The sequence below is a fragment of the Nocardiopsis sp. iso_25 genome (assembly GCF_056173305.1).
Genome location: NZ_CM149667.1, coordinates 4,514,872 through 4,538,814, shown reverse-complemented (window position 1 = coordinate 4,538,814; position 23,943 = coordinate 4,514,872). Strand labels below are relative to the sequence as shown.

Below are 23,943 nucleotides of genomic sequence, written 5' to 3'. Positions count from 1 at the left end.
GGAGTCACGCAACGTGTCCCGCCGCCTTTTCACCTCCGAGTCGGTCACCGAAGGCCATCCCGACAAGATGGCCGACCAGATCAGTGACGCGATCCTCGACGCGATGCTCACCCACGACCCGCGCAGCCGGGTCGCGGTCGAGACGCTGATCACCACCGGTCAGGTCCACATCGCGGGAGAGGTCACCACCCAGACCTACGTCGACATCCCCGCCATCGTGCGCGGAAAGATCCTCGAGATCGGCTACGACTCCTCCGCCAAGGGGTTCGACGGTGACTCCTGCGGGGTCAACGTCTCCATCGACGCGCAGTCCCCCGACATCGCCCAGGGCGTCGACACCGCCTACGAGGCGCGCGTCGACAACGAGGACGACGTCCTCAACCGGCAGGGCGCGGGCGACCAGGGCCTGATGTTCGGCTACGCCAACCGCGAGACCCCCGAACTCATGCCGCTGCCGATCAAGCTGGCGCACTCCCTCTCCGAGCGCCTGTCCGGGGTCCGCCGCAACGGCACGGTGCCCTACCTGCGCCCGGACGGCAAGACCCAGGTCACGGTCGAGTACGACGGCCAGACCCCGGTCCGCCTGGACACCGTCGTGGTCTCCAGCCAGCACTCGGCCGACATCAACCTCGACGAGATGCTCGCCCCCGACATCCGCGAGCACGTGATCGAGCCGGTCGTGGCCGCCTACGGCCTGGAGTCCGACGACTACCGGCTCCTGGTCAACCCGACCGGCCGGTTCGAGATCGGCGGCCCCATGGGCGACGCCGGCCTCACGGGCCGCAAGATCATCGTGGACACCTACGGAGGCTACGCCCGCCACGGCGGCGGCGCCTTCTCCGGCAAGGACCCGTCGAAGGTGGACCGCTCGGCCGCCTACGCCACCCGCTGGGTCGCCAAGAACATCGTCGCGGCCGAGCTCGCCGAGCGCGCCGAGGTCCAGGTGGCCTACGCCATCGGCAAGGCGCACCCGGTCGGCGTGTTCATCGAGACCTTCGGCACCGAGAAGGTCGCCCCGGAGCTGATCGAGAAGGCCGTCAAGGAGGTCTTCGACCTGCGTCCGGCCGCCATCGTGCGCGACCTGGACCTGCTGCGCCCGATCTACTCCCGCACCGCCGCCTACGGCCACTTCGGCCGTGAGCTGCCCGAGTTCACGTGGGAGAGCACCGAGCGCGCCGCCGCGCTGCGCTCCTTCGTGGGCGCCTGACCCGCACCCGCGGCACCGGTTCCCGCGAGGGGCCTCGTGGGCGCGCACGGCCGTCACCGGCCGTGCGCGCCCTTTCGCGTGTTCCGGGTTCCTCCGCATGGCGCACGATCGAAGTGACTACTCCGTGTTATTCCGTATAGACGTAATGTCATTTCTGTGCTCGTACGCGGAGGAGACCATGGCCGTAGCAACGGCGGTGTCTGCGGTGGGGCTGGTGGCCCTGCTCGCCCTGCCCGGCACCCACCACGCACCCGACGGGTCGGGAGGCGGCGGAGGGGAGGTCGTGCCCGGCGCGGACAGCCTGCACGTGGCCCTGGAGTCCCGCTCCGAAGCGCAGCGGCTGGGCCCGGGCGACCGGATCCACTACACGGTCGACGTGCGCAACGACGGTGACGAGGCGGTGCCCGGGGCCGAGATCGTGCAGTTCCTCCCCCCGACCGTGCGCTACGTCTCGGGGACGTCCGGGGCCGAGCCGGGGGAGGGGCGGGTGACCTGGTCGCGGTCCCTGGAGCCCGGGGACCGCGCGAGCATGCGGTTCACCGGCGAGGTCACCGGGGTCCGCGGCGGGGGAGAGCACCCGGTCGCCACGGTCTGCGCGCGCCCGGAGCCGGGAGCGGTGCTGGTCTCCTGTGACGCGGCCGTACACCGCGTCCATGGGGTGGTGCCGCCGGTGTGGGTGGTCACGGGGCTGGCCTTCGCGGCCTCGGTGGCGCTGTGCGTCGGCGGCCTGGCGCGCCACCGCAACACCCGGGACCTCCGGGAGGGGGAGCCCGAGGCGCCGACGGCGCCCGTCCCCGTGAACGCCGACGGAGCGGAGGAGGCCGCCGTGGGCGCGGCCCGGGAGTCCGTCGGGGCCGGACCCGACGCGGCGGCGGAGGGGACCGCCGACCGGCCGCGGATCGTACTGGAGACGCTGATCGTCCACAGGGCGGCGCCCGACCCCGTCCCCGCCACCGCGGGCGGCGCTCAGGCGCCAGGCCCGGACGCGGGGGAGAGCGAACCGGGAGGGGAGCACGGGACCGCACGCGTGCCCGGCACCGGGGCGCGGCCCGAGGCCGGTCCCCGGTCCGAGCCGGAGCCCGTGTCCGCCGAGACCGCACCCGCCGAGACCGCGCACGCGCCCGCGGAGGAGCCCGAACCGGTCGCCGGGCCGCGCGGCTGACCCGGGGCCGCACAAGCGGAAGGGCCGCGCCCCGGGGCGCGGCCCTTCCGGCGGGCTCAGCTCAGCTCGTCGAGGGCCTTCTCCGCCTCGGCCAGCCACGAGCGGCGGGCCTCCAGCGCGTCCTCGTACTCCCTGACCCGGCGCTCGTCGCCCCTGTCCCTGGCCTTGCCGAGCTTGACCTCCAGGTCGGCGATCGCCGCCGCCAACTGCGCGGCCGTGTCCCTGGCGCGGGCCCGCGCCTCGGGGTTGCTGCGCTCCCACTCGGCGTCCTCGGCCCGGCGCACGCCGTCCTCGATCTGGCGGAAGGCGCCCTCCAACTGGTCGCGCACGTCGCGCGGCAGCTCACCGGCCTCCTCCCAGGCGTCCTGGAAGTCGCGCAGCCGCGCACGCGCCCGGCGCGGGTCGGAGATCTTCGGGATCTCCGCCTGGGCCTCGGCCAGGATCCGCTCCTTGGCCTCGGCGTTGACCCGCAGTTCGGCGTCGCGCTCGGCGAAGGTCGCGTTGCGCGCGTCGAAGAAGGTGTCCTGCGCGGCCTTGAAGCGCGTCCACAGCTTGTCCTCGCTCGCCCGGTCCGCCCGGCCGCTGCGCTTCCAGCGCTGCATCAGGTCGCGGTAGGCGCGGGCCGTGGCACCCCAGTCGGTGGAGCCCGACAGGGCCTCGGCCTCCACCACGATGCGCTCCTTCTCCACGCGCACCGACTCGCGCTCCTGGTCCAGGTTGGCGAAGTAGGCCTTGCGCCGCTTGGAGAAGGAGTTGCGCGCCGCCGACATGCGCTTCCACAGCGCCTGCTCGGTGGGCCGGTCGGCCCGCGGGGCCTTCTTCCACTCCTCGATGAGCTGGAGCATCCGCTCGCCGCCGGACTTCCAGTGCGTCGTCTCCACCGCGACCCGCTCGGCCTCGGCGACGATGCGCTCCTTGACCTCCCGGGCCTGGCCGCGCGCCTGCTCCTGGGCCTGCTTCTGCTCGACCTTGCGCTCCTCGGCGCGGCCCGCCAGCGCGTCCAGGCGCCCCATCAGCGACTCCAGGTCGCCGACCGCGTTGGCCTCCCGGACCGCGTCGCGCAGCTTGTCGATGTTCGACATCGCGGCGGAGGCGGACAGGTCGGTGTTGCGGAGCCGGTTCTCCAGCAGCTCCACCTCGGTGACCAGGGAGTCGTACTTGCGCCGGAAGAAGGTCAGAGCCTCCTCCGGCGCCCCCGCCTGCCACGATCCGACGACCCGCTCGCCTTCGCTCGTGCGCACGTAGACCGTGCCTTCGTCGTCTACGCGGCCCCAAGGGTCCGTGGTCACCGTGTCCTCCTGCTGTCATGAACCCGGCCGTGGGGCGGGTTCGGGTCGTCGCGTCGCAACTCCTCGCCGGTTCGCGATGGGAACCACCGTGCTGAGCACGATATCCCCGCGATCCGGTGGGAGGCGCCGCGCCGTGAATTCACGTCTGCGCAGATCACGCGGGTCCGCGCGCCCTCGGGTATGGGGCCGGGCCGCCCTCCCGCCCAGCGCTGGCGCAGGTCGGGGCCCCGGCGTGCACCAAGGACGGTGACCAATATGGCATTACCACGCGGTTTGGCAAAGAGGCCAGCCGCGCGCGGTGATCGAATGGTGATCAAACGCGTACCCGGGCACGACGACCGGGTCGCCGCCCCCGCCCCGCCTCGATAGGCTGCACCCGGGGGACGCTGCGTCCGGACCGGGACCCGCCGCCCCGCGACCGCGCACCCGACCGAGGACAGGACGACATCCGCCGTGCTCATCGCCGCACTTCCCACCGGGCCCCTCGCCGCGAACTGCTACGTGCTCGCACCGGCCCCGGGCGGCGACTGCGTCATCGTCGACCCCGGCCAGGAGGCCACCGAGCAGGTCGACAAGGTCCTGGCCGAGCACGGGCTGGCCCCCGTCGCGGTGCTGCTCACCCACGGCCACTTCGACCACGTGTGGTCGGCCGCCGACCTGTGCGCGCGCCACGGCGTCCCCGTCCACCTGCACGCCGCGGACCGCGGTCTGCTCACCGAGCCCGCCGCGGGGGTGGACCCCGGCTTCGCCGCGCAGCTGTCCGCCCTGCTGGGCCCGGGCCCCCACACCGAGCCCGAGCACCTGGTCGAGGTCGGCGGCGGCGACACCCTCACCCTGGCCGGACTGGAGTTCGGGGTCGAGCACACCCCCGGCCACACCCCCGGATCGGTCGTGTACACGGTGACCACCGAGGACGGCGTCCCGGTGATGTTCGCCGGGGACCTGGTCTTCGCCGGTTCCATCGGCCGCACCGACTTCCCCGGCGGCGACCACGCCGCCATGCTGCGCAGCCTCGCCAGCGCCGTGCTGGGCCGTCCCGACACCACCCAGATCCTGCCGGGCCACGGCCCGGCCACCACCGTCGAGCGCGAGCGCGCCACCAACCCCTACCTGCGCGACATCACCGGCTGACCCCGTGTCCAGGCCGCCCTCTCCGTCCCGCGGGAACGACGTATGACCACCCCACACCACCGAGGCGCCCGCCGCCCGAGCGCGCCCGCGCGGCCGCACGGCGGACGAGATACCCGCACCGGCGCCGCCTGAGGGCGGTCGGCCGGTGGCTTCGCACGCCCTTCCCCCGGCCCTCCCCCCACCGGGTGCCCGAAGGCCGTGTGCGCAGGATCTGGCCCGTACCCGAGCGCAGGTCGGGCACACTTGACACGAACAGAGACGCTGAAGGAGTAGTCCGTTGATACGCACGCATGAGGCAGGTGCGTTGCGCGCCGAGCACGCAGGCGCGACCGTCGTCCTCGCCGGATGGGTGGCACGCCGCCGCGACCACGGCGGGGTGGTCTTCCTCGACCTGCGCGAGGCCTCCGGGGTGGTCCAGGTCGTCGTCCGCGAGGACGACCTCGCCCACGACCTGCGCGCCGAGTACTGCATCAAGGTCACCGGCTCGGTCCGGGTCCGCCCCGAGGGCAACGAGAACCCCGAGATCCCCACCGGCGCCGTCGAGGTCGTCGCCGACGAGATCGAGGTGCTCAGCGAGGCCGCGCCGCTGCCCTTCCAGCTCGACAGCGCCGCCGACGTGGCCGAGGAGACCCGGCTGCGCTACCGCTACCTGGACATCCGCCGCCAGGAGATGGCCGACAACCTGCGCCTGCGCTCCAAGGCGACCTACGTCGCCCACGAGGTCATGCGCGACCTGGGGTTCACCTACGTGGAGACCCCCTACATGACCCGCTCCACGCCCGAGGGCGCCCGCGACTTCCTCGTCCCGGTCCGCCTCCAGCCGGGCCACTGGTACGCGCTGCCGCAGTCCCCGCAGCTGTTCAAGCAGCTGCTCATGGTCGGCGGCATGGAGCGCTACTACCAGCTCACCCGCTGCTTCCGCGACGAGGACCTGCGCGCGGACCGCCAGCCGGAGTTCACCCAGATCGACCTGGAGATGAGCTTCGTCGACGAGGAGGACCTCTTCGCCGTCGGCGAGAAGCTGTTCACCCGCCTGCTGCGCGAGGTGCGCGGGGTCGAGCTGCCCGCGAGCTTCCCGCGCATGCGCTACGCCGAGGCCATGGACCGCTTCGGCTCCGACAAGCCCGACCTGCGCTTCGGTCAGGAGCTGGTCGAGGTCACCGCCTACTTCGCCGACACCCCCTTCCGGGTCTTCAAGGCCCCCTACGTGGGTGCCGTGGTCATGCCGGGCGGCGCCTCCCAGACCCGCAAGGAGCTGGACGCCTGGCAGGAGTGGGCGCGCTCGCGCGGCGCGAAGGGCCTGGCCTACGTGCTCGTCCAGGAGGACGGCTCCCTGGGCGGCCCGGTGGCCAAGAACCTCTCCGAGGCCGAGCGCGAGGGCCTGGGCGCCCAGGTCGGCGCCGCGCCGGGCGACGCGGTGTTCTTCGCCGCGGGCGCCCGGACCGCGAGCCAGGAGCTGCTGGGCGCGGCCCGTCTGGAGATCGGCAGGCGCTGCGACCTGATCGACACCTCCCGGTGGGAGATCCTGTGGATCACCGACATGCCCCTGTTCGAGGAGGCCGACGAGGAGGGCTCCTGGAAGCCGGTGCACCACCCCTTCACCGCCCCGGCGGTGCAGGACGAGGCCGACTTCCAGGACCACCCGGGCAGCACCGACTCCCGCGCCTTCGACCTGGTGCTCAACGGCTACGAGCTGGTCTCGGGCTCCATCCGTATCCACCGGGCCGAGATGCAGCAGCGGATCTTCGACGTCATCGGCCTGAGCAAGGCCGAGGCCGAGTCGAAGTTCGGGTTCCTGCTGGAGGCGTTCAAGTTCGGCCCGCCGCCGCACGGCGGCCTGGCCGTGGGCTGGGACCGCATCGTCATGCTGCTGGCCGGTCAGCCGACCATCCGCGAGGTCATCGCCTTCCCCAAGACCGCCTCGGGCGGCGACCCGCTGACGGGCGCGCCCACGCCGATCACCGCTGAGCAGCGGTCCGAGGCCGGGGTGGACGCCGACCCCGAGGCCGAGGAGCGGGAGAAGCGGAAGTAGGGGGCCGCCGGTCCCGTCGGGGGCGGTGCGCGCACGGCGCGCGCCGCCCCCGACCCGTGTACCGGGGGAGGCGCCGCGACCCCCGGGCCCGCCCTCCGGCCGTCCCGGGACCGAAGAATTTCGCGGCCCCCGCCAGGTGCCCGAATTCATCCCATTTTGAACCTGTCTCATTCGGTCACTCGGCGAAAACGGTCGGTTATCGGGCGTCATGGAGGGGTGCCCGCGTGGCCGGACGCGGACTCGGTGCCCCGGTACGGATGCGCGGGCAGCCGTCATCCCCTACCGTTGAGGGCGAATCACCCCTTCCGAGCCGCGATGAGAACGTGTTGTGGAGTGGACACGTACCTCACGGGGACACCCCCGATCACGGGCGGAAGTGGTGGCGGAGTGCATTCTGCGCTGTTGAGTCACACGGGCGTAACGATTTCCATCCTGTGGTCGCTCGGGTGCGACCCCGGGTGCGGAATCGGCCGCCCTCCCGTCGCGCCGATGGAGTACGCGGGTCCGCGTCCAGCCAGGTCACACGGACGCCGGACGACGCGTGCGTCGGCCCTGCCCCCGTTCCGGCACCAGATCCGGCCCAGCCCCGGACACTAGAATGAGCCGGTCGGAACGTTTCAAGGGTGACCGCGCCTGCGCGCGGGTGTGACGTCCGAGACGACATGAGGATGAGTCATACGTGAACGGAAAACGCGCTTCAGGCGATGGTTCCGAGAGCGCTCTCGCGGAGGCGTTCTCCCACGCCCCCGAGCCCATGGCGCTCGCCCTGGCCGACGGCGCGATCGTGCACGCCAACCTGGCCTTCACCGAACTCTTCGGCCGCGAGGCCTCCGATCTCGCCGGAGGGGCCTGGTTCGACCTCCTCGACGGTGACGACGCCCAGCGCGGCGCCCGCGCCCACGACGAGGCCCTCGCCGGGAACTGGGGCCGCCGGTCCCGCCTGCGCCTGGACATCGCGCACAAGGCCGCCCGCCTGGTGGAGGCCGAGCTGCGCCCCCTGCCCGGGGACGGGCCGGAGGGCGCCCGCGCGGTCGTCCTGCTGCACGTGCTCTCCACCGAGGAGGCCGACCTGCGCGTGATCGGCGAGCTGCGCACCGACAACTCCGACTCCGTGCTGTGGAGCCTGGACCCGGTCAGCGGACGCCTGCGCGAGATGTTCGGCCCCACCCCGCTCGGCGCGCTGCTGGCCGGGAACGACCGCGAACTCGAACGCATCCTGGAGCGCGTCCACCCCGACGACATCGCCCGCGTGCGCGACGCCATCTCCGCCTCCTTCGCCGGACGCGACTACGAGCAGCGCTTCCGCGTCTTCGACCGCCTCGGCGACGAGCGCTCCCTGCACGTGCGCGCCCGCTACGTGCCCGGCGAACCCGACCGCCTCGTGGGCATCGTCGACGACGTCACCGAGCACGTCCAGCTCGTGCGCCGCCTCGCCGACCGCCGCCGCACCGAGGCCGAACACGGCCGCCTGGTCACCGAGCTGTCCTCCAAACTCGTCTCGGCCACCACCGTCGACAAGGTCATGGACCTGCTCAGCGAGGAGTTCCTGCCCATCTTCGGCGGAGTCCAGGCCGTCGCCCTCTACGTCGAGAACGGGCTGCTGCGCAGTTCGCCCAGCGCCCACGCCAAGAGCGCCACCAGCAACATCGACCGCATAGACGGCCGCCGCGCCGACGACACCGACTTCCCCATGGGCGCGGTCATCCAGGACCGCCAGCCCCGCTTCTTCGAGAGCCGCGCCGAGATCATCAGCCGCTTCCCCGCCGCCGTCGAACTCATGCGCCAGGTGCGCGGCCAGGCCTGGGCCACCGTGCCCATCTTCGGCGACGGCAAGGTCGCACTGGGCGTGTGGCAGATGGTCTGGGACCGCCCGCACCACGCCAGCCGCGACGAGCGGGCCCTCATGCTCACCTTCGCCGGACTCGCCGGGCAGGCCCTCCAGCGCATCAAGGCGCAGCAGGCCGAACTGGAACTGGCCGACGCGGTTCAGCGCCGCATGCTGCCCCGCCAGGTGGCCAGCTTCCCCGACATGGACATCGCCACCAAGTACCTCCCCTCCCGCGCAGACTGGCGCATCTGCGGCGACTTCTACGACGTCATCGAACTCCCCGAGAACAAGGTCGGCCTCCTGGTCGGCGACGTCCAGGGGCACGGCGTCGAGGCGGCGGCCGCCATGGGCCAGATCCGCGTGGCCTTCCGCGCCTACGCCACCAACCAGTCCGACCCCGGCGTCGTCCTGGGCGAGACCAACCGCCTGCTCACCGAGACCGGCGAGATCGTCTTCGCCACCTGCGGCTACCTCGTCGTGGACCGCGAGAGCGGCGTCATGCAGGCGGCCTGGGCCGGACAGCCGCCGGTCGTCCTGGCCACCCGCGACGGCTACGAGCTCTGGGAGCCCGAGACCGGACCGCCGCTGGGCGTGCTCCCCGACCCCGAGTACACCGTCACCACCCGCATGCTCCCGCCCGGCACCGCCCTGCTGCTGTGCTCCGACGGACTCGTGGAGAGCTCCGAGGTGCCCATGGGGCAGGGGCTGGCCAGGGTCGGCGCGGCGCTCTCCGAGCACCACGAGAACCCCGAGGCCGCCGCGCACGTCATCGCCGAGATGGCCCCGGCCGGGCGCGGCGACGACATCGCCCTGCTCATCACCCGCATGATCCCCTCCGCCGAGCCCGCGCGGGACCGCGCCGCCGTGGCGACGACGACCTGACCGGTGCCCTCGGCGGCCTACCCTGGACAGGTGTCCGACACGCTCTTCGACGACGCCGGCGCGGAGGCCGCCAGGGGCCAGGAACCGCTCGCCGTGCGCATGCGCCCCCGCACCCTCGACGAGGTCGTGGGCCAGCGCCACCTGCTCGGGGAGGGCAGCCCGCTGCGCCGCCTGGTCGAGGACGACGCGCCCATGTCCGTGTTCCTGTGGGGCCCGCCCGGCACCGGCAAGACCACCCTGGCCACCGTGGTCAGCCGCGTCACCAAGCGCCGCTTCGTGGAGCTGTCCGCCGTCAACGCCGGGGTCAAGGACGTGCGCGCCGTCATCGACGACGCCCGGCGCCGCATGGGCATGCACGGCACCCGCACCCTGCTCTTCGTGGACGAGGTCCACCGCTTCAACAAGACCCAGCAGGACGCGCTGCTGCCCGCCGTGGAGAACCGCTGGGTCAGCTTCATCGGCGCCACCACCGAGAACCCCTTCTTCTCCGTGGTCAGCCCCCTGCTGTCGCGTTCGCTCCTGCTGTCCCTGGAGTCGCTGGAGGACGCCGACGTCCGCGCCCTGGTGGACCGGGCGCTGGCCGACGAGCGCGGGCTGGACGGGCGCTACACGCTCTCCGACGAGGGCGCGGACCACCTCGTGCGCCTCGCGGGCGGCGACGGCCGCCGCTCCCTGACCTACCTGGAGGCCGCCGCGCTCGTCGCGGGCGCCCCCGGCGCGGAGCCGGTCACCATCACGGCCGAACACGTCGAACGCGCCGTGGACCGGCACGCCGTGCGCTACGACCGCTCCGGCGACCAGCACTACGACGTCGTCAGCGCCTTCATCAAGAGCATGCGAGGCTCCGACCCCGACGCCGCCCTGCACTACCTCGCCCGCATGATCGAGGCGGGTGAGGACCCCCGCTTCATCGCCCGCCGCGTGGTCGTGCACGCCAGCGAGGACGTCGGCATGGCCGACCCCACCGCCCTGCAGACCGCAGTGGCCGCCGCCCAGGCCGTGGAGCTCATCGGCATGCCCGAGGCCCGCATCAACCTCGCCCAGGCCGTCATCCACATCAGCCTGGCCCCCAAGTCCAACGCGGTCGTCTCGGCCATCGACGCCGCCGCGGCCGACGTGCGCGCGGGCCTGGCCGGACCCGTCCCCGCCCACCTGCGCGACGGCCACTACCGGGGCGCCGCCGAACTCGGCCACGGCAAGGGCTACCGCTACGCCCACGACTTCCCCGGCGGAGTCGCCCCCCAGCGGCACGCCCCCGACGGGCTCGCCGACCGCGAGTACTACCGGCCCACCCAGCACGGCGCCGAACGGCGCTTCGGCGAGGTCCTCCAGCGCATCAAGGAGGTCCTGCGGGGCGGCGGCCAGCGCGGCTGAACGCCGGGGAGCGGCCCGCGGTACCGGCGCGCGTGCGGCGGACGGCGCCCGGCCGCCGCACGCGCCCGGGAGGGGAATCAGGGACGGGCGCCCGCGCCGCGGAGGTCAGTCGGTGAACAGCTCCGTCACCCGCACGATCTCGCGGGGCCCCTCGCCCCCCTCCCCGACGGGTTCGGCGAAGGTCACCTCCACGACGACCACCGGGCCCCACGACAGGTAGTCGACGAAGTCGCTCCCGGTCAGCTCCCAGGTGCCGCGGCCCTCCTCGTCGATGAACAGGTGCTCGGGCGCGGCGCAGAACTTGGCGCAGAGCACCTCGGCGTCGGGGGCGACCACGGCCTCGCCCGGCTCCCCGGCCACGTCCCACTGCTCGGCCCAGGCCGCGTGGCTGGGGATGCCCCGGCCGCGGACCGGCTCGTCCTCGCGGTCGACGGGGGTGTAGACCCACGGACCCGTCTCGGGGGACTCCTGCTCGGCGGGGTCGAACCGCACCACCAGGGTCAGCGGGTCCTCCTCGGCGACGGGGCTCGGCGACGCGGACCCCCCACCGTCGGCGCCCGCGACCAGGGCGTCCCCCTGCTCGGGGGCCAGCAGCCGCGAGACGCCCCACACGCCGCCGCCGACCAGTGTCAGCGCGAGCACCGCGCTCGCGGCCAGGAACACGGCCCGTGCGGGGCGCCGGTTGGACATGCGCCCCTCCAGCCGGATCACCTCGGGCACCCGCGCGGGGGGCTCCACGGCGTGCCACTCGCGCTCCAGGATGCGCGCCAGCTCGTCGCGGTCCGGTGCGGCGGACGCGCCTCCGGCGGGGGAGGCCCCGCCGCCCTCCGCGGCGTTCTGCGCCTGCCACACCGCGATGACCGCGCCGATCACCTCGCGCAGGCTGGGGCGGCCGTCCGGGTCGGGGTCCAGGGAACGCCCGACCACCGGCTGCAGCCCCTTGGCCAGACCGGTCAGGTCGAAGGAGCCCCGCGCGGCGCGCTCGGCGATCTCCTCGGGCTCCCCGGGACCGAAGGGCAGGCGCCCGGTCCCGGCGAAGGCGACCACGGCGCCCCAGGCGAACACGTCGGCGGCGGGCGTGGCCGTCCCGCCTCGGAAGCGCTCGGGGCTCAGCCAGGTCGCCCCCGACCCGCGCATGCGCTCGGGGGAGGCCACGACCGCGCACTCCATGATGTGCGGGCCGTGCGACTCCAGCAGGATCTCGCTGGGGCGCAGCGACCCGTGCGCCACGCCGCGCGCGTGCAGCGCGGACAGCCCCTCGGCCAGGCCGGTGGCCAGCGCGATGAGCTTGCCGGTGCCCAGCCCGCCGCGCTTGGTGACGAAGTGGGACAGCCGCTCGCCCGCCATGTAGGGCATGGACAGCCACGGGGGGTTGGCGTCGCTGTCGAAGGCCAAGGGGACGACCACGCGCGCGGAGTCGACGTTGGACAGGGCCCGCAACCGCCGCTCCAGCGCGGGGTAGGCGTCAGCGGACTCCAGTTCGGCGGATGTGAGGACCTTCACTGCCACCAGGCGGTCGCCCGCGCTCGCGGAGGCGGTGTCCACGGCCGCGTAGACGGTGCCGCTGCCCCCCTGTCCCAGCCGTCCGAGGACGAGGTAGGGACCGATCCGCGACGGGTCGTCCGGATAGAGGGGGGCCAGGTCCGGCGGTACCAGTACGGAGATCTCTCGGGGAGAACGAGGGCTCATGAGCGTCCTGTCGATGCTTCTGGGGCCGAGGGGCGGCTGAGTGTCCGCACATCGTAGTCAGCTTTTCGGAAGGACCGGGCTTGCGGCCGATTGTCCCCCAGGACGGGCGCGGCGTCGATCCCCGCGGCCCGGAGCGGACGTCCCGCGAAGGGTTCGGACGCGCCGTGGCGCCCTCGCCCGCCCGGAGGCGGGACGCGATAGGGTCGGCCGAAACCGGCCCGTCCCGCGCGGACCAAAGGGGAGGATCCGCCGAGCCGAGGAACGCCCGTCCGCGGCGCCCGGCCCGGCGCGGTCGCCGGCGTCCCCCGGCCCCCGGTCCCGGCGCGTGCCCGAGGGGCCGCCGCACACCCTCGAAGTCACCCTCTATCTGCCCACGGAGCCCGCATGCTTACCGGAGGAGAGGTCGCCGCGCTCGTCGCCGCGGTGGTCTGGGCGGTGCTGGCCACGTTCATGTGCGTGGCGCTCGTCAAGCTCATCAAGCTCATCAACGAGGCGACCAAGGTCGTGTCGGAACTGGGGGACCGCACCCCGCCCCTGCTGGACGACGTCGCGTCCACGGTGGAGCGCACCAACACCTCGCTGGAACGGGTCGAGGAGATCACCGCCAACGTGCAGGCCAGTTCCGAGGACGTCTCCACGATGACCGCGCTGACCCGCTCGGTGCTCACCGGCCCGCTGGTGAAGGCGGCCTCGCTGTCCTACGGGGTGCGCCGCGTCCTCGGCCAGCGCAGGGCCCTGGCGGTCGTGCGCACCCGCCGGAGGAAGGCGAACCGGTGATCGGCAGACTGTTCTACCTCGCCGCGGGGGCCGCCCTCGGCGGCTACGCGGTCCACCGCGTCCACCGCGCCCGGCGCTCCCTCACCCCGGGCGGTATCGCCGAGCGGGTGGAGGGCCAGGTCAGCGAGTACCGGGGCGCCCTGCGCGAACTCAACGAGGACCTCGCCGACGCCGTGCGCGAGCAGGAGGAGGAACTCCTGCGCCGGTACGCCCCGAGGAAGGAGCGCCGGCCCCTGCCCGGGGCCGACGACCGCGGGCTGCCCGGGTCCGGCTAGCCCGCCCCCGCGCGGCTGCCGCTGCGCCGCGAGCGCCTGTGGACGACGGGGCCCGGCGGTGGTCGGCGGCGATAGCCTGGGAACAACCGGACCGCCGCCGTTGTCCTGATCAGGACGGCCCCGGCGGCCACCCGCAAACCACGCGCGCCGGTAGCGCGGTTCCCTCTACGATGGGCGCCTACCGACCACGCGTGACCACGGTCCCGGCAGGGACAGCCACGTCGCCCAGGGCGGCGGAGCCGAGCAGCAGGAGGGCATCAATGGAGACGGCAGAGATCGCGCGCCGCTTCCTCAGTTTCTTCGAGAAGAACGGACACACCGTCGTGCCCTCGGCAAGCCTCATCGCCGAGGACCCCACGCTGCTGCTGGTGCCCGCAGGCATGGTTCCGTTCAAGCCCTACTTCCTGGGTCAGCGCACGCCCCCCCACGACACCGCCACCAGCGTGCAGAAGTGCATCCGCACCAAGGACATCGAGGAGGTCGGCAAGACCTCCCGGCACGCCACGTTCTTCCAGATGCTGGGCAACTTCTCCTTCGGCGACTACTTCAAGGAGCGGGCGATCCCGCTGGCCTGGGAGCTGGTCACCACGCCCGTGGAGGAGGGCGGCTTCGGCATCGACCCCGAGAAGCTGTGGGTCACCGTCTACCTCGACGACGACGAGGCCGAGGCGATCTGGCGCGACAAGGTGGGCGTGCGGCCCGAGCGCATCCAGCGCATGGGCAAGGAGGAGAACTACTGGGACATGGGCGTGCCCGGTCCCTGCGGCCCCTGCTCCGAGATCTTCTACGACCGCGGTCCCGAGTACGGCGTCGACGGCGGCCCCGAGGCCGACGAGGACCGCTACATCGAGATCTGGAACCTCGTCTTCATGCAGTACGAGCGGGGTGAGGGCAGCGGCAAGGAGTACCCCATCCTCGGGGAGCTGCCCAAGAAGAACATCGACACCGGCCTGGGCCTGGAGCGCCTCGCGGCGGTCCTGCAGGGCGTCGACAACATCTACGAGACCGACATCATCGGCCGCGTCCTGCACCGCGCCGCCGAGCTCACCGGCACCCGCTACGGCGACGGCCAGGAGCAGGACGTCATGCTCCGCGTGGTCGCCGACCACGTGCGCAGCGCCGTCATGCTCGTCGGCGACGGCGTGCGGCCCGGCAACGAGAAGGCCGGGTACGTCCTGCGCCGCATCCTGCGCCGCTCCATCCGCAACCTGCGCCTGCTCTCGGGCACCGACACCGCCTTCATGCACGAGCTGACCGAGGTCAGCATCGACGCGATGAAGGACATCTACCCCGACCTGCTGGACCGGGCCGACGTCATCCACGGTGTGATCGACACCGAGGAGCGCAACTTCGCCGAGACCCTGCGCGCGGGCACCGCGCTGTTCGGCCGCGCCGCCGAGCGCACGCGCGCCGGGGGCGGCACCGTCTTCTCCGGGTCGGACGCCTTCCAGCTCCACGACACCTACGGCTTCCCCATCGACCTCACCCTGGAGATGGCGGCCGAGCAGGGCCTGTCCGTGGACGAGTCCTCCTTCCGCGAGCTCATGCAGCGCCAGAAGGACACCGCCAAGGCCGACGCCAGGTCCAAGAAGCTCGGCAACGCCGACATCTCCCTGTACGCGCGGATGCTGGAGGGCGCGGGGGAGACCGACTTCCTCGGCTACACCGAGTCCGAGAGCGAGTCGCGCGTCAAGGGCATCGTCGTGGACGGCGTCTCGGCGCCCGCGGCCCGCGCGGGGGACAAGGTCGAGATCGTCCTGGACAGCACTCCGTTCTACGCCGAGAGCGGCGGCCAGCTCGCCGACACCGGCACGCTGACCGTGGACGGCCGCGGCGTGGTGGACGTGGAGGACGTGCAGAAGCCCCTGCCCGGCCTGTTCGTGCACCGCGGCACCGTCCGCTCCGGGGAGGTCGTCCTGGACGACACCGTGCACGCGGGCATCGACACCGGCCGCCGCCACGCCATCGAGCGCTCGCACTCGGCGACCCACCTCATCCACTCGGCGCTGCGCAACGCGCTGGGCCCGTCCGCCGGCCAGGCCGGTTCGGAGAACCGCCCCGGCCAGCTGCGTTTCGACTTCACCGCCGACAGCGCGCTGGGCGGCGAGCGCCTGGCCGAGGTCGAGGAGGAGGTCAACACCGTCCTGGCGGGCGACATCCCGGTCCAGACCGAGGAGAAGAGCCTGGACGAGGCGCTGAAGATGGGCGCCATGGCCATGTTCGGCGAGAAGTACGGCGACCGCGTACGCGTCGTGGAGATGAGCGACTACTCCGTCGAGCTGTGCGGCGGGACCCACGTGCCCTCCACCGCGAGGCTGGGCATCGTCAAGCTGCTCGGCGAGTCCTCCATCGGCTCGGGCGTGCGCCGCGTGGAGGCGGCGGTGGGCGTGGACGCCTTCCGGCGCCTGTCCAAGGAGTCGACCCTGGTCGGGCAGCTGTCCGAGCAGCTCAAGACCCCGCGCGAGGAACTGCCCGAGCGCATCGACTCCATGGTCTCCCGGCTGCGCGCCGCCGAGCGGGAGATCGAGAAGCTGCGCGCCGCCCAGGTGCTCCAGGCGGCCGGTTCGATCGCTGAGGGCGCCCGCCGCCACGGCTCCGCGCTGGTCGTGGCCGCCCCGGCGCCGGAGGGCGCCGGCGGCGACGACCTGCGCAAGCTGGTGCTGGACGTGCGCGACCGCCTCGGCGAGGACGAGCCCGCGGTCGTGGCGATGACCGCCGTGCCCAAGGACCGTCCGGTCGTGGTGATCGCGACCAACAAGGCCGCGCAGAAGGCCGGGATCAAGGCGGGCGAGCTGGTGGGCATCGCGGCCCGCGCGCTCGGCGGCGGTGGCGGCGGCAAGCCCGACATCGCCCAGGGCGGCGGAAGCGACCCCGGCAAGGTGGACGAGGCCCTGCGCGCCGTGGAGGAGCGCGTCGCCCGGGGGTAGACCGACGGTTTCGACGGGCGTGTGCGGCACCTGTGCCGCGCACGCCCGACGCGTGTGCGCGGGCGTGACGAGGACCACCGGACCCGGCCGTTTCCCCGGGCGCGCCAGCCCAACCCCGCATGGACACGAAATGAATATGTAACATAACCAAGAGTGATCATGTGGAGGATTCCACGGCGCTCGGGCACGCTGGTCCCCACGGGGTCCGGACCCGCCGCCACCTGCGGGGGAACCGCCCCGGGCCCGGTTCCCGGGCACCGCGGCGGCGTTCGCGCGCGCAGCGGCGGCTCCCGGGTGTTTTACACTCTGACGGAGCGCGTCCGACCCGGACCCCGCCGGAACCGCCCCGTACGAGGCGGCCGACGCGGCCCGCGGCCCCGCACGGCGCCCAACACCGTTGAGGCTGCGTGCTGTCATCGAATCGGGCATACTGTGGCGCGTCACAGCCGATCACACGGCTGTCTGTGCGGAGATTCCCGCGATCCAGCTGACGAACAGGACCACCGTGTTGAGGATTTCCCAGCCGCGGTGCCGTGTCCGCAACGGCACGGCCCGCCCGAGCACCGCTTCCGGTTCCGGGAAGAGGTCCTCGTGAGGCACGGTGTGCGCCTGGCCGTAGACCCCGGCAACGCACGCATCGGAGTCGCCGCGAGCGACCCCGGCGGCATGCTCGCCAGCCCGGTCGAGACCGTCCGGAGGGGAAAGGGCGACACACAGCGCATCGCCCTGCTGGTCCTGGAAAGGCAGGCACGGGAGGTCGTGGTGGGCTACCCCGCCTCGCTGTCGGGGGAGGAGGGCCCGGCGGCCCGCTCCGCGAGGGAGTTCGCGCGCACGCTCGCCGCTCTCCTGCACCCCGTCCCCGTCCGTCTGGTCGACGAACGCCTCACCACGGTGACCGCCCAGAGCCAGCTGCTCTCCGGCGCCTCCTTCGCCGCCAAGGGAGCCAGGGGCGGGCGGGCCCGCAGGTCGGTCATCGACCAGGCCGCCGCCACCGTGCTCCTCCAGAGCGCCTTGGACCAGGAACGGTCAACAGGCCATCCCCCGGGCGAGATCGTCCGCTCCAGCCAGGGAGAATGATGAACGACAGGGATGACTACCCCGACACTCCCTATCGTGGGCGAGCCGACCGCGAGCGCGGTTACGACCACGACCCGCTCAGCGGCCCCCCGCCCGCGCAGCCGCCCTCGCGCGGCCGCAGGGCGCGCCCCGAACCGGCGGACTGGAACGAGGACTCCGGCACGGGTGAGTTCCGCCCGTCCCGGAACGCCTCCCGCAGCGGCGGGTACGACTCGTTGAGTCCCGAAGGACAGCCCTCCGGGCGCCGCCACCGCGCCGAGCCGCCCGCGGAAGACCCTGCCAGCCCCTCGGGCCCCGCCCGGCGCGGCGGCGCGGCCGACGCCCTGCGCGGCGGACGCGCCGCCCGCTCCAGCGCCCCCCGCCGTCAGGCCCAGGAGGCGCCCCGGTCCCAGGAACCCGCGCCGCCCCGCTCCCAGGGCCCCGCGCGCCCGCGTGAGACCGGTCCGGCGGGCGACCCGACCCAGGACGCCCTGGCCGCCCTGGCCAACCTGGGCGAGGCCGCCGCACCCGCCCGGCCCGCGCAGGGCCCCGCGGCCGCGTCCTCCGGGGAGGACGAGCCGCCCCGTCGCGGCCGCCGCGCCCGCCCCGAACCCGAACCCGAACCCGAGCCCGAACCCCAGCCCGAGGAGCCCCGCCGCGGCGGCGGGCGCCGCAGGCGCGGCGCCCCGGCCGACGAGGCCCCCGCCGCGGCTCCGCCCCCGGAGGAGGAGCCCCGCGGCCGTCGCGCGCGCCGCAGGCGCGGCCGACGCGACGACGAGCCCACGGGGGGCTTCCTGGACGACGCCCCCGAGGACAGCGGCGCCTTCGACTCCGGGACCTTCCCCGGCGTCAGCGGCTCCGCCGACACCGGCGCGTTCGCCGCGGTCGAGGAGGAGCCCCGCGGCCGCCGCAGCCGCCGCGCGCGCGCCGACCGCGACGCGTGGGACGAGCGTTCCGACGCCCCCGCCGACAGCGGCGCCTTCCCCGGCACCGACGCCTTCGCCGCGTCCCCGGAGCCCGACTCCGGCGCGTTCGAGGCCCAGGACTTCGACGAGGAGCCGCAGGAGGACCCCGAGCCGCGTTCGCGCCGCTCCCGCCGCAGGCAGGCGGAGGAGGACCGGGGAGGCCGCCGCCGCGGCGGCGGGCGCCGCAGGCGCGGCGCCCCCGTGGAGGACGAGGCCCCCCGGGAGGACGAGGAGCCCGAGGAGGAGCCCGCCGAGTCCTTCGCCGAGGAGGCCTCCGAGGAGGAGCCCGAACCCCGTCCCCGCCGCTCCCGCCGCGCGTCCGCGGCCGACGACGGCGGTCGGCGCGGAGGCCGCCGCAGGCGCGGCCGCCGCGAGGAGCCGGAGGAGGAGCCCGAGGAGGAGGACGAGTACGAGGAGCCCAACCTCGCCGACATCGCCGAGGCCTACGGGGGCGGCCGCAGCAGCCGCAAGAAGGCCAAGGAGCTCAAGAGGGCCCGCGCCAACGCGGGCAAGGGCGGCAAGAAGCGCCGCCGCAGGAGCCGGGCCCTGACGATCGTGCTCGCCCTGGTCCTGCTCCTGGTCGTGGCGGGCGGCGGCTACGCCGTCATCCGCACCTACGTCCTGCCCGCCGACTTCGACGGCCAGGGCAGCGGCGAGACCGTGTTCGTCATCGAGCAGGGCGACGCGGGCTCGGTCGTGGGCGAGAACCTCGCCGACGCCGGGGTCGTGGCCAGTCCCCGGGCGTTCCTCAACGCGCTGGACGCCGTCCCCGAGGAGGAGCTCGGCTCCGGGCTGGCCCCCGGCACCTACTCCCTGGCCCAGGGCATGAGCGGCGAGGCCGCCGTGGCCGCCCTGCTCGACCCGGCCAGCCGTGTCGGCGGGCGCGTCACCATCCCCGAGGGTCTGCGCACCGACGGCATCTTCGAGAGGATCTCCGAGGCCACCGACCTGAGTGTGGAGGAACTGGACGCGGCCTACGCCCAGACGGACGAACTCGGCCTGCCCGACTACGCCACCGAGGGGCCCGAGGGCTACCTGTTCCCGTCCACCTACCGGTTCGACCCGGGCTCCGACGCGCTCTCGGTGCTCAAGACGATGGTCACCCAGCACAACCAGGTCGCCGAGGAGATCGACCTGGAGGGCAGGTCCGAGGCGCTGGGCTACGACGCCAACGAGGTCATGGCGATCGCGGCCATCGTCCAGGCCGAGACCGGCACCAAGGAGGACATGCCCCTCATCTCCGCGGTCGTGCACAACCGCCTGGAGGAGGGCATGCAGCTCCAGATGGACAGCACGTGCTTCTACGTCCTGGGCGAGGAGGGCACCTTCCTCGACAACGAGCAGCGCGCCTCCTGCGAGGCCGACCCGCGCGGCTACAGCACCTACGGCATGACCGGACTGCCCGCCGGGCCGTTCGTGGCCCCCGGGGTGGACGCCATCGAGGCGGCCCTGGCACCGGCCGACGAGGACTACCTCTACTTCGCGCTCGTCGACCCCGAGAACGGCCACACCGGCTTCTCCACCACCCTGGAGGAGCACAACCAGATGGTGGCCGAGAACCAGGCCGAATGGTAGGGGGACGCTGACATGGGACCGGTGCGCGCCGCCGTCCTGGGCTCGCCGGTGGCCCACTCGCTCTCACCGGTGCTGCACACCGCCGCCTACGCGGCGATGGGCCTGGACGAGTGGTCCTACGGCCTGCACGAGTGCGGTGAGGAGGAGCTCGCGCCCTTCCTCGCCGGACTCGGCGGGGAGTGGGCCGGGCTGTCCCTGACCATGCCGCTCAAGCGCCGCGCCCTGGAACTGGCCGGCACCGTCTCCGACCTGGCCCTCCAGGCGGGCGGCGCCAACACCCTGGTCCGCCGCGGGCGGGAGTGGCACGCCCACAACACCGATGTCGCCGGGATCACCGCGGCCCTGGCCGAGGCCGGGGCCGACGCCCCCCGCAGCGCGGTCGTCCTGGGGGCCGGGGCCACGGCGGCCTCCGCCCTCGTCGCGCTGCGCCAGCTCGGCCTGACCGCGCCGGTCACCGTGCTGGCCCGCGATCCGGCCAGGGCCGGACAGGTGGCCGCCGCGGCCCGCCGCACGGGCCACCCGCTGGAGGTGGCCCCGCTCGCCGAGGTGCACGAGCACCTGGACGTGGACCTGGTCGTGTCCTCCCTGCCCTCGGGCGCGGCGGACCTCCACGCCGACCTGCTCGCCGCCTCGCGCGCCGACCTGTTCGACGTCGTCTACTCGCCCTGGCCCACCCGCGCCGCGGCGGCCGTCGCCGCGCGCGGCGGCCGTGTGGTCGGCGGCTTCCCCATGCTCCTGCACCAGGCCGTCGAGCAGGTCCGCCTGATGACCGGCGCCGGCGAGGTGCCCGTGGAGGCCATGCGCGCGGCCGGTGAGGCCGAGCTGGCCCGCCGCTCCGTCTCCGCCTGAGCGCTGTCGGGGGAGGGTGACCGCCCGGGTGGGACGAACCGGCTCCGGGCACTGGTACGATGAGGTATCGACTTGGTCCGGTGTGTCCCACACCGGAGCCGCAAGCGGAGATGATCCTCCCACCTGCCGGGTACCGCCCGCGCGGGTTCCGGCCCGGCGATCGATCGCGCCGCGTTCTGTCGACCGAGCACCCGTGTCCGGGGTGCCCGGTCCGCGCGCGCGACCTCGCTGGGAATAACCGGTCGGATCACCCCGCTTGCAAACGCTGGCGGGGTTTTCGCTGTATGCGGACCCCGACGCGACCGGCGGCCCGACGGACGAGGGCGGCCCGGTCCACACGGCCGTCCACCACCAGGCGGGCGACCGGTCCCAGGTAATCCGACATAGCTAGGGAGGGGTCTCATCAGCGCCGAGCCCCGCATCAATGACCGCATCCGGGTTCCCGAGGTCCGTCTCGTCGGACCCAACGGCGAGCAGGTCGGCATCGTCTCCGTGCAGGACGCCCTGCGTCTGGCCCAGGAGGCCGACCTCGACCTCGTCGAGGTCGCACCGACCGCGCGTCCGCCGGTCGCCAAGCTGATGGACTACGGCAAGTTCAAGTACGAGTCCGCGGTCAAGGCCCGCGAGTCGCGCAAGAACCAGTCGAACACGATCATCAAGGAGATCAAGCTCCGCCCGAAGATCGACCCGCACGACTACGAGACCAAGAAGGGTCACGTGGTGCGGTTCCTCAAGAGCGGGGACAAGGTCAAGGTGACGATCATGTTCCGCGGCCGTGAGCAGTCCCGGCCCGAGCTGGGCCGCCGACTGCTGGCGCGCCTGGCCGAGGACGTCCAGGACCTTGGCACCGTGGAGTCGCAGCCCAAGCAGGACGGTCGCAACATGGTCATGGTGATCGGCCCGCACAAGCGGCGGTCCGAGCACAAGGCCGAGGCCCGTGCGGCGGCGGGGGACAAGTCCCGCCGCGAGCAGAGCACGGACGCCTAGCGACGGGAATTCCCCCACCGCCCGGTCGCCGACAGGGACCGGGTGGTGGGAAGGGTTGCGCGCGCACGGCCCGGGTGCGGTGCACCGGCGCGCGGTGTCCCCGACACAGCAGCGGAAGAACCGTGTCCTCCGCCCCCTGGGGGCGGGTGGCACTCCGACGGAGTAGGAGACGACGGCGACATGCCGAAGAACAAGACCCACAGTGGGGCCAAGGACCGCTTCAAGGTCACCGGCTCCGGCAAGATCATGCGCCGCCGTGCCAACAAGAACCACATCCTTGAGCACAAGACCTCCAAGCGCAAGCGCAAGCTGGGCAACGAGGCCGTGCTCTCCCCCGCGGACGCCAAGAACATGCGCAAGCTGCTCGGCAAGTAGTCCCGGGCCCCTCACCTCCGCGGAAGCGCCCGCCCGCCGGCCACGGCCGGTGCGGTGACGGCCCCCGGGAGGGAACCACCGAAGCAACACGGCCGCCGGGTTCGACGCAGCCGGGCCGGTCGGCGCGCCGCGCGCGCCGGAAGAGACAACTAGGGAGTTCCAGTGGCACGCGTGAAGCGGGCTCTCAACGCCAAGAAGAAGCGCAAGGTCGTCCTCGACCGGGCCAGCGGCTACCGCGGGCAGCGCTCGCGCCTGTACCGCAAGGCCAAGGAGCAGATGCTCCACTCGATGACCTACTCCTACCGGGACCGCAAGGACCGCAAGGGGCAGTTCCGTCGCCTGTGGATCCAGCGCATCAACGCCGCCGCCCGCGCCCAGGGTCTGACCTACAACCGCTTCATGCAGGGTCTGAAGCTGGCCGGCATCGAGGTCGACCGCCGTATGCTCGCCGAGCTGGCGGTCAACGACGGGGCCGCCTTCGCCAGCCTGGTGGAGACGGCCAAGAAGGCCCTCCCCGCCGAGGCCGCGGCCTAGGCGAGCGGTGATGGCGAGCCACGAGTTCACGAGCATCCGCTCACCCAGGATCAAGGGGGTTCGGCGGCTCGCCAAGCGCACCTTCCGCCAACGCGAGCGGCGCTTCCTCGCCGAGGGCCCGCAGGCTGTGCGCGAGGCCCTGGCCGCCGCGGTCGACGGTGCCCAGGGGCGGTCCCCCCACGGAGGGGCCGCCCCCGGCGTGGTCGAGGTCTACGCCACCGCGGAGGCCATGCAGCGCCACATCGACCTGGTGGACGCCGCCCGCGCGGTGGACGTGCCCACCCACAGGGTCAGCCTGGACGTGATGTCGGAGCTGGCCCAGACGGTCACCCCGCAGGGGGTCATCGCCGTCTGCGAGTTCGTCGACGTCCCGCTGGAGCGTGTCGGCGACGTCCGCCTCGCGGCGGTGCTCTCCCACGTCCGCGACCCGGGCAACGCCGGCACGGTGCTGCGCACCGCCGACGCGGCCGGCGCCGACGTCGTCATCTTCACCGACGCCTCCGTCGACCCCTACAACGGCAAGTGCGTGCGGGCCTCCGCCGGAAGCCTGTTCCACCTGCCCGTGGTCGTTGGCGTCCCCGTGGCCCGCGCCGTCGACTTCCTGCGCGGCGTGGGCGCGCGGGTGTGGGCCGCGGACGGCAGCGGTCGGCGCGACCTGCACGCCGTCGCCGACAGCGGCGACCTGGACGGCCCGGTCGGCTGGGTGTTCGGCAACGAGGCCTGGGGACTGCCCGAGGAGACCGTCGCCCTGACCGACGGCGCGGTCAGCGTCCCGATCTACGGCGGGGCCGAAAGCCTGAATCTGGCCACGGCCGCCGCGGTCTGCCTCTACACCACCGCGCGGCAGCAGCGGCGTTCCTGAGCCGGAGCGGACGGGTTCGGATCGGCCCAGCTCACGACACCGGTGGTTACCGTGCGTGATGGAGCGGCTGCGTTCGCGCCGCTCCCGCGCGCGGGTCCCGCCGTCGGTGCCCGTGCGGATTCCGGGTACCGCGTTCGTCCGAAGTGCACGTGCACCGGCACCGCGTG

Annotated in this window: 18 protein-coding genes; 16 read left to right on the top strand and 2 right to left on the bottom strand. The window is 73.5% G+C overall.

Annotated elements, in window-relative coordinates:
* Nucleotides 1–13: 13 nt before the first annotated feature.
* Complete coding sequence (metK, locus tag AC0VX6_RS19485; protein WP_274974073.1) at nucleotides 14–1,207, top strand: methionine adenosyltransferase; 1,194 nt, start codon at nucleotides 14–16, stop codon at nucleotides 1,205–1,207.
* 178 nt (nucleotides 1,208–1,385) lie between these two features.
* On the top strand, nucleotides 1,386–2,369 hold the full coding sequence (locus tag AC0VX6_RS19480; RefSeq protein WP_475465521.1) for a hypothetical protein: 984 nt from the start codon (nucleotides 1,386–1,388) through the stop codon (nucleotides 2,367–2,369).
* Nucleotides 2,370–2,425: 56 nt separating this feature from the next.
* On the opposite strand, the gene AC0VX6_RS19475 is transcribed toward AC0VX6_RS19480, so the two are convergent.
* Entirely contained in the window at nucleotides 2,426–3,658 is a 1,233-nt protein-coding gene (locus AC0VX6_RS19475) for a DUF349 domain-containing protein (protein ID WP_274974071.1), read from the bottom strand.
* Between the two features lie 453 nt (nucleotides 3,659–4,111).
* On the opposite strand from AC0VX6_RS19475, the gene AC0VX6_RS19470 reads away from it, so the two are divergent.
* The 4 genes from AC0VX6_RS19470 to AC0VX6_RS19455 all read left to right on the top strand — a co-directional run bounded on the left by AC0VX6_RS19470 (nucleotide 4,112) and on the right by AC0VX6_RS19455 (nucleotide 10,905).
* Complete coding sequence (locus tag AC0VX6_RS19470) at nucleotides 4,112–4,789, top strand: MBL fold metallo-hydrolase (RefSeq protein ID WP_274974070.1); 678 nt, start codon at nucleotides 4,112–4,114, stop codon at nucleotides 4,787–4,789.
* 277 nt (nucleotides 4,790–5,066) lie between these two features.
* Complete coding sequence (gene aspS / locus AC0VX6_RS19465; RefSeq protein ID WP_475465519.1) at nucleotides 5,067–6,821, top strand: aspartate--tRNA ligase; 1,755 nt, start codon at nucleotides 5,067–5,069, stop codon at nucleotides 6,819–6,821.
* Nucleotides 6,822–7,500: 679 nt separating this feature from the next.
* Entirely contained in the window at nucleotides 7,501–9,531 is a 2,031-nt protein-coding gene (locus AC0VX6_RS19460) for a SpoIIE family protein phosphatase (RefSeq protein ID WP_274974069.1), read from the top strand.
* 30 nt (nucleotides 9,532–9,561) lie between these two features.
* The gene (locus tag AC0VX6_RS19455; RefSeq protein ID WP_019610761.1) at nucleotides 9,562–10,905 is read left to right on the top strand and encodes a replication-associated recombination protein A; all 1,344 of its coding nucleotides are present in this window, start codon (nucleotides 9,562–9,564) and stop codon (nucleotides 10,903–10,905) included.
* Between the two features lie 105 nt (nucleotides 10,906–11,010).
* Here the strand turns inward: AC0VX6_RS19455 and AC0VX6_RS19450 are convergent, their stop codons facing one another.
* Nucleotides 11,011–12,594: a serine/threonine-protein kinase gene (locus AC0VX6_RS19450; RefSeq protein ID WP_475465517.1), complete on the bottom strand. Its 1,584-nt coding sequence runs from the start codon at nucleotides 12,592–12,594 to the stop codon at nucleotides 11,011–11,013.
* Between the two features lie 384 nt (nucleotides 12,595–12,978).
* Here AC0VX6_RS19450 and AC0VX6_RS19445 point away from each other — a divergent pair, with 384 nt between their 5' ends.
* The 10 genes from AC0VX6_RS19445 to AC0VX6_RS19400 all read left to right on the top strand — a co-directional run bounded on the left by AC0VX6_RS19445 (nucleotide 12,979) and on the right by AC0VX6_RS19400 (nucleotide 23,776).
* On the top strand, nucleotides 12,979–13,371 hold the full coding sequence (locus AC0VX6_RS19445; protein ID WP_013154102.1) for a DUF948 domain-containing protein: 393 nt from the start codon (nucleotides 12,979–12,981) through the stop codon (nucleotides 13,369–13,371).
* Complete coding sequence (locus AC0VX6_RS19440; RefSeq protein WP_475465515.1) at nucleotides 13,368–13,646, top strand: hypothetical protein; 279 nt, start codon at nucleotides 13,368–13,370, stop codon at nucleotides 13,644–13,646. The genes AC0VX6_RS19445 and AC0VX6_RS19440 overlap by 4 nt, the downstream gene beginning before the upstream one ends.
* 260 nt (nucleotides 13,647–13,906) lie before the next feature.
* Nucleotides 13,907–16,573, top strand: coding sequence for an alanine--tRNA ligase (gene alaS, locus AC0VX6_RS19435; RefSeq protein WP_274974065.1), 2,667 nt, complete (start codon nucleotides 13,907–13,909; stop codon nucleotides 16,571–16,573).
* Nucleotides 16,574–17,164: 591 nt separating this feature from the next.
* A complete protein-coding gene (gene ruvX / locus AC0VX6_RS19430; protein WP_274974064.1) occupies nucleotides 17,165–17,650 on the top strand; it encodes a Holliday junction resolvase RuvX in 486 nt (161 codons plus the stop codon).
* Entirely contained in the window at nucleotides 17,650–20,169 is a 2,520-nt protein-coding gene (mltG, locus tag AC0VX6_RS19425; protein ID WP_475465512.1) for an endolytic transglycosylase MltG, read from the top strand. The genes ruvX and mltG overlap by 1 nt, the downstream gene beginning before the upstream one ends.
* A gap of 12 nt (nucleotides 20,170–20,181) precedes the next feature.
* Nucleotides 20,182–21,018, top strand: coding sequence for a shikimate dehydrogenase (locus tag AC0VX6_RS19420; RefSeq protein ID WP_274974062.1), 837 nt, complete (start codon nucleotides 20,182–20,184; stop codon nucleotides 21,016–21,018).
* Between the two features lie 402 nt (nucleotides 21,019–21,420).
* Nucleotides 21,421–22,005 carry a translation initiation factor IF-3 gene (gene infC / locus AC0VX6_RS19415; RefSeq protein ID WP_082166842.1) on the top strand — a complete coding sequence of 195 codons (585 nt, stop codon included), beginning with the start codon at nucleotides 21,421–21,423 and terminating at the stop codon, nucleotides 22,003–22,005.
* Nucleotides 22,006–22,185: 180 nt separating this feature from the next.
* Entirely contained in the window at nucleotides 22,186–22,380 is a 195-nt protein-coding gene (gene rpmI, locus AC0VX6_RS19410) for a 50S ribosomal protein L35 (RefSeq protein WP_013154086.1), read from the top strand.
* A gap of 162 nt (nucleotides 22,381–22,542) precedes the next feature.
* On the top strand, nucleotides 22,543–22,914 hold the full coding sequence (gene rplT / locus AC0VX6_RS19405) for a 50S ribosomal protein L20 (protein WP_274974061.1): 372 nt from the start codon (nucleotides 22,543–22,545) through the stop codon (nucleotides 22,912–22,914).
* A 10-nt stretch (nucleotides 22,915–22,924) separates the two neighbouring features.
* On the top strand, nucleotides 22,925–23,776 hold the full coding sequence (locus tag AC0VX6_RS19400) for a TrmH family RNA methyltransferase (RefSeq protein WP_212643557.1): 852 nt from the start codon (nucleotides 22,925–22,927) through the stop codon (nucleotides 23,774–23,776).
* Nucleotides 23,777–23,943 lie beyond the last annotated feature (167 nt).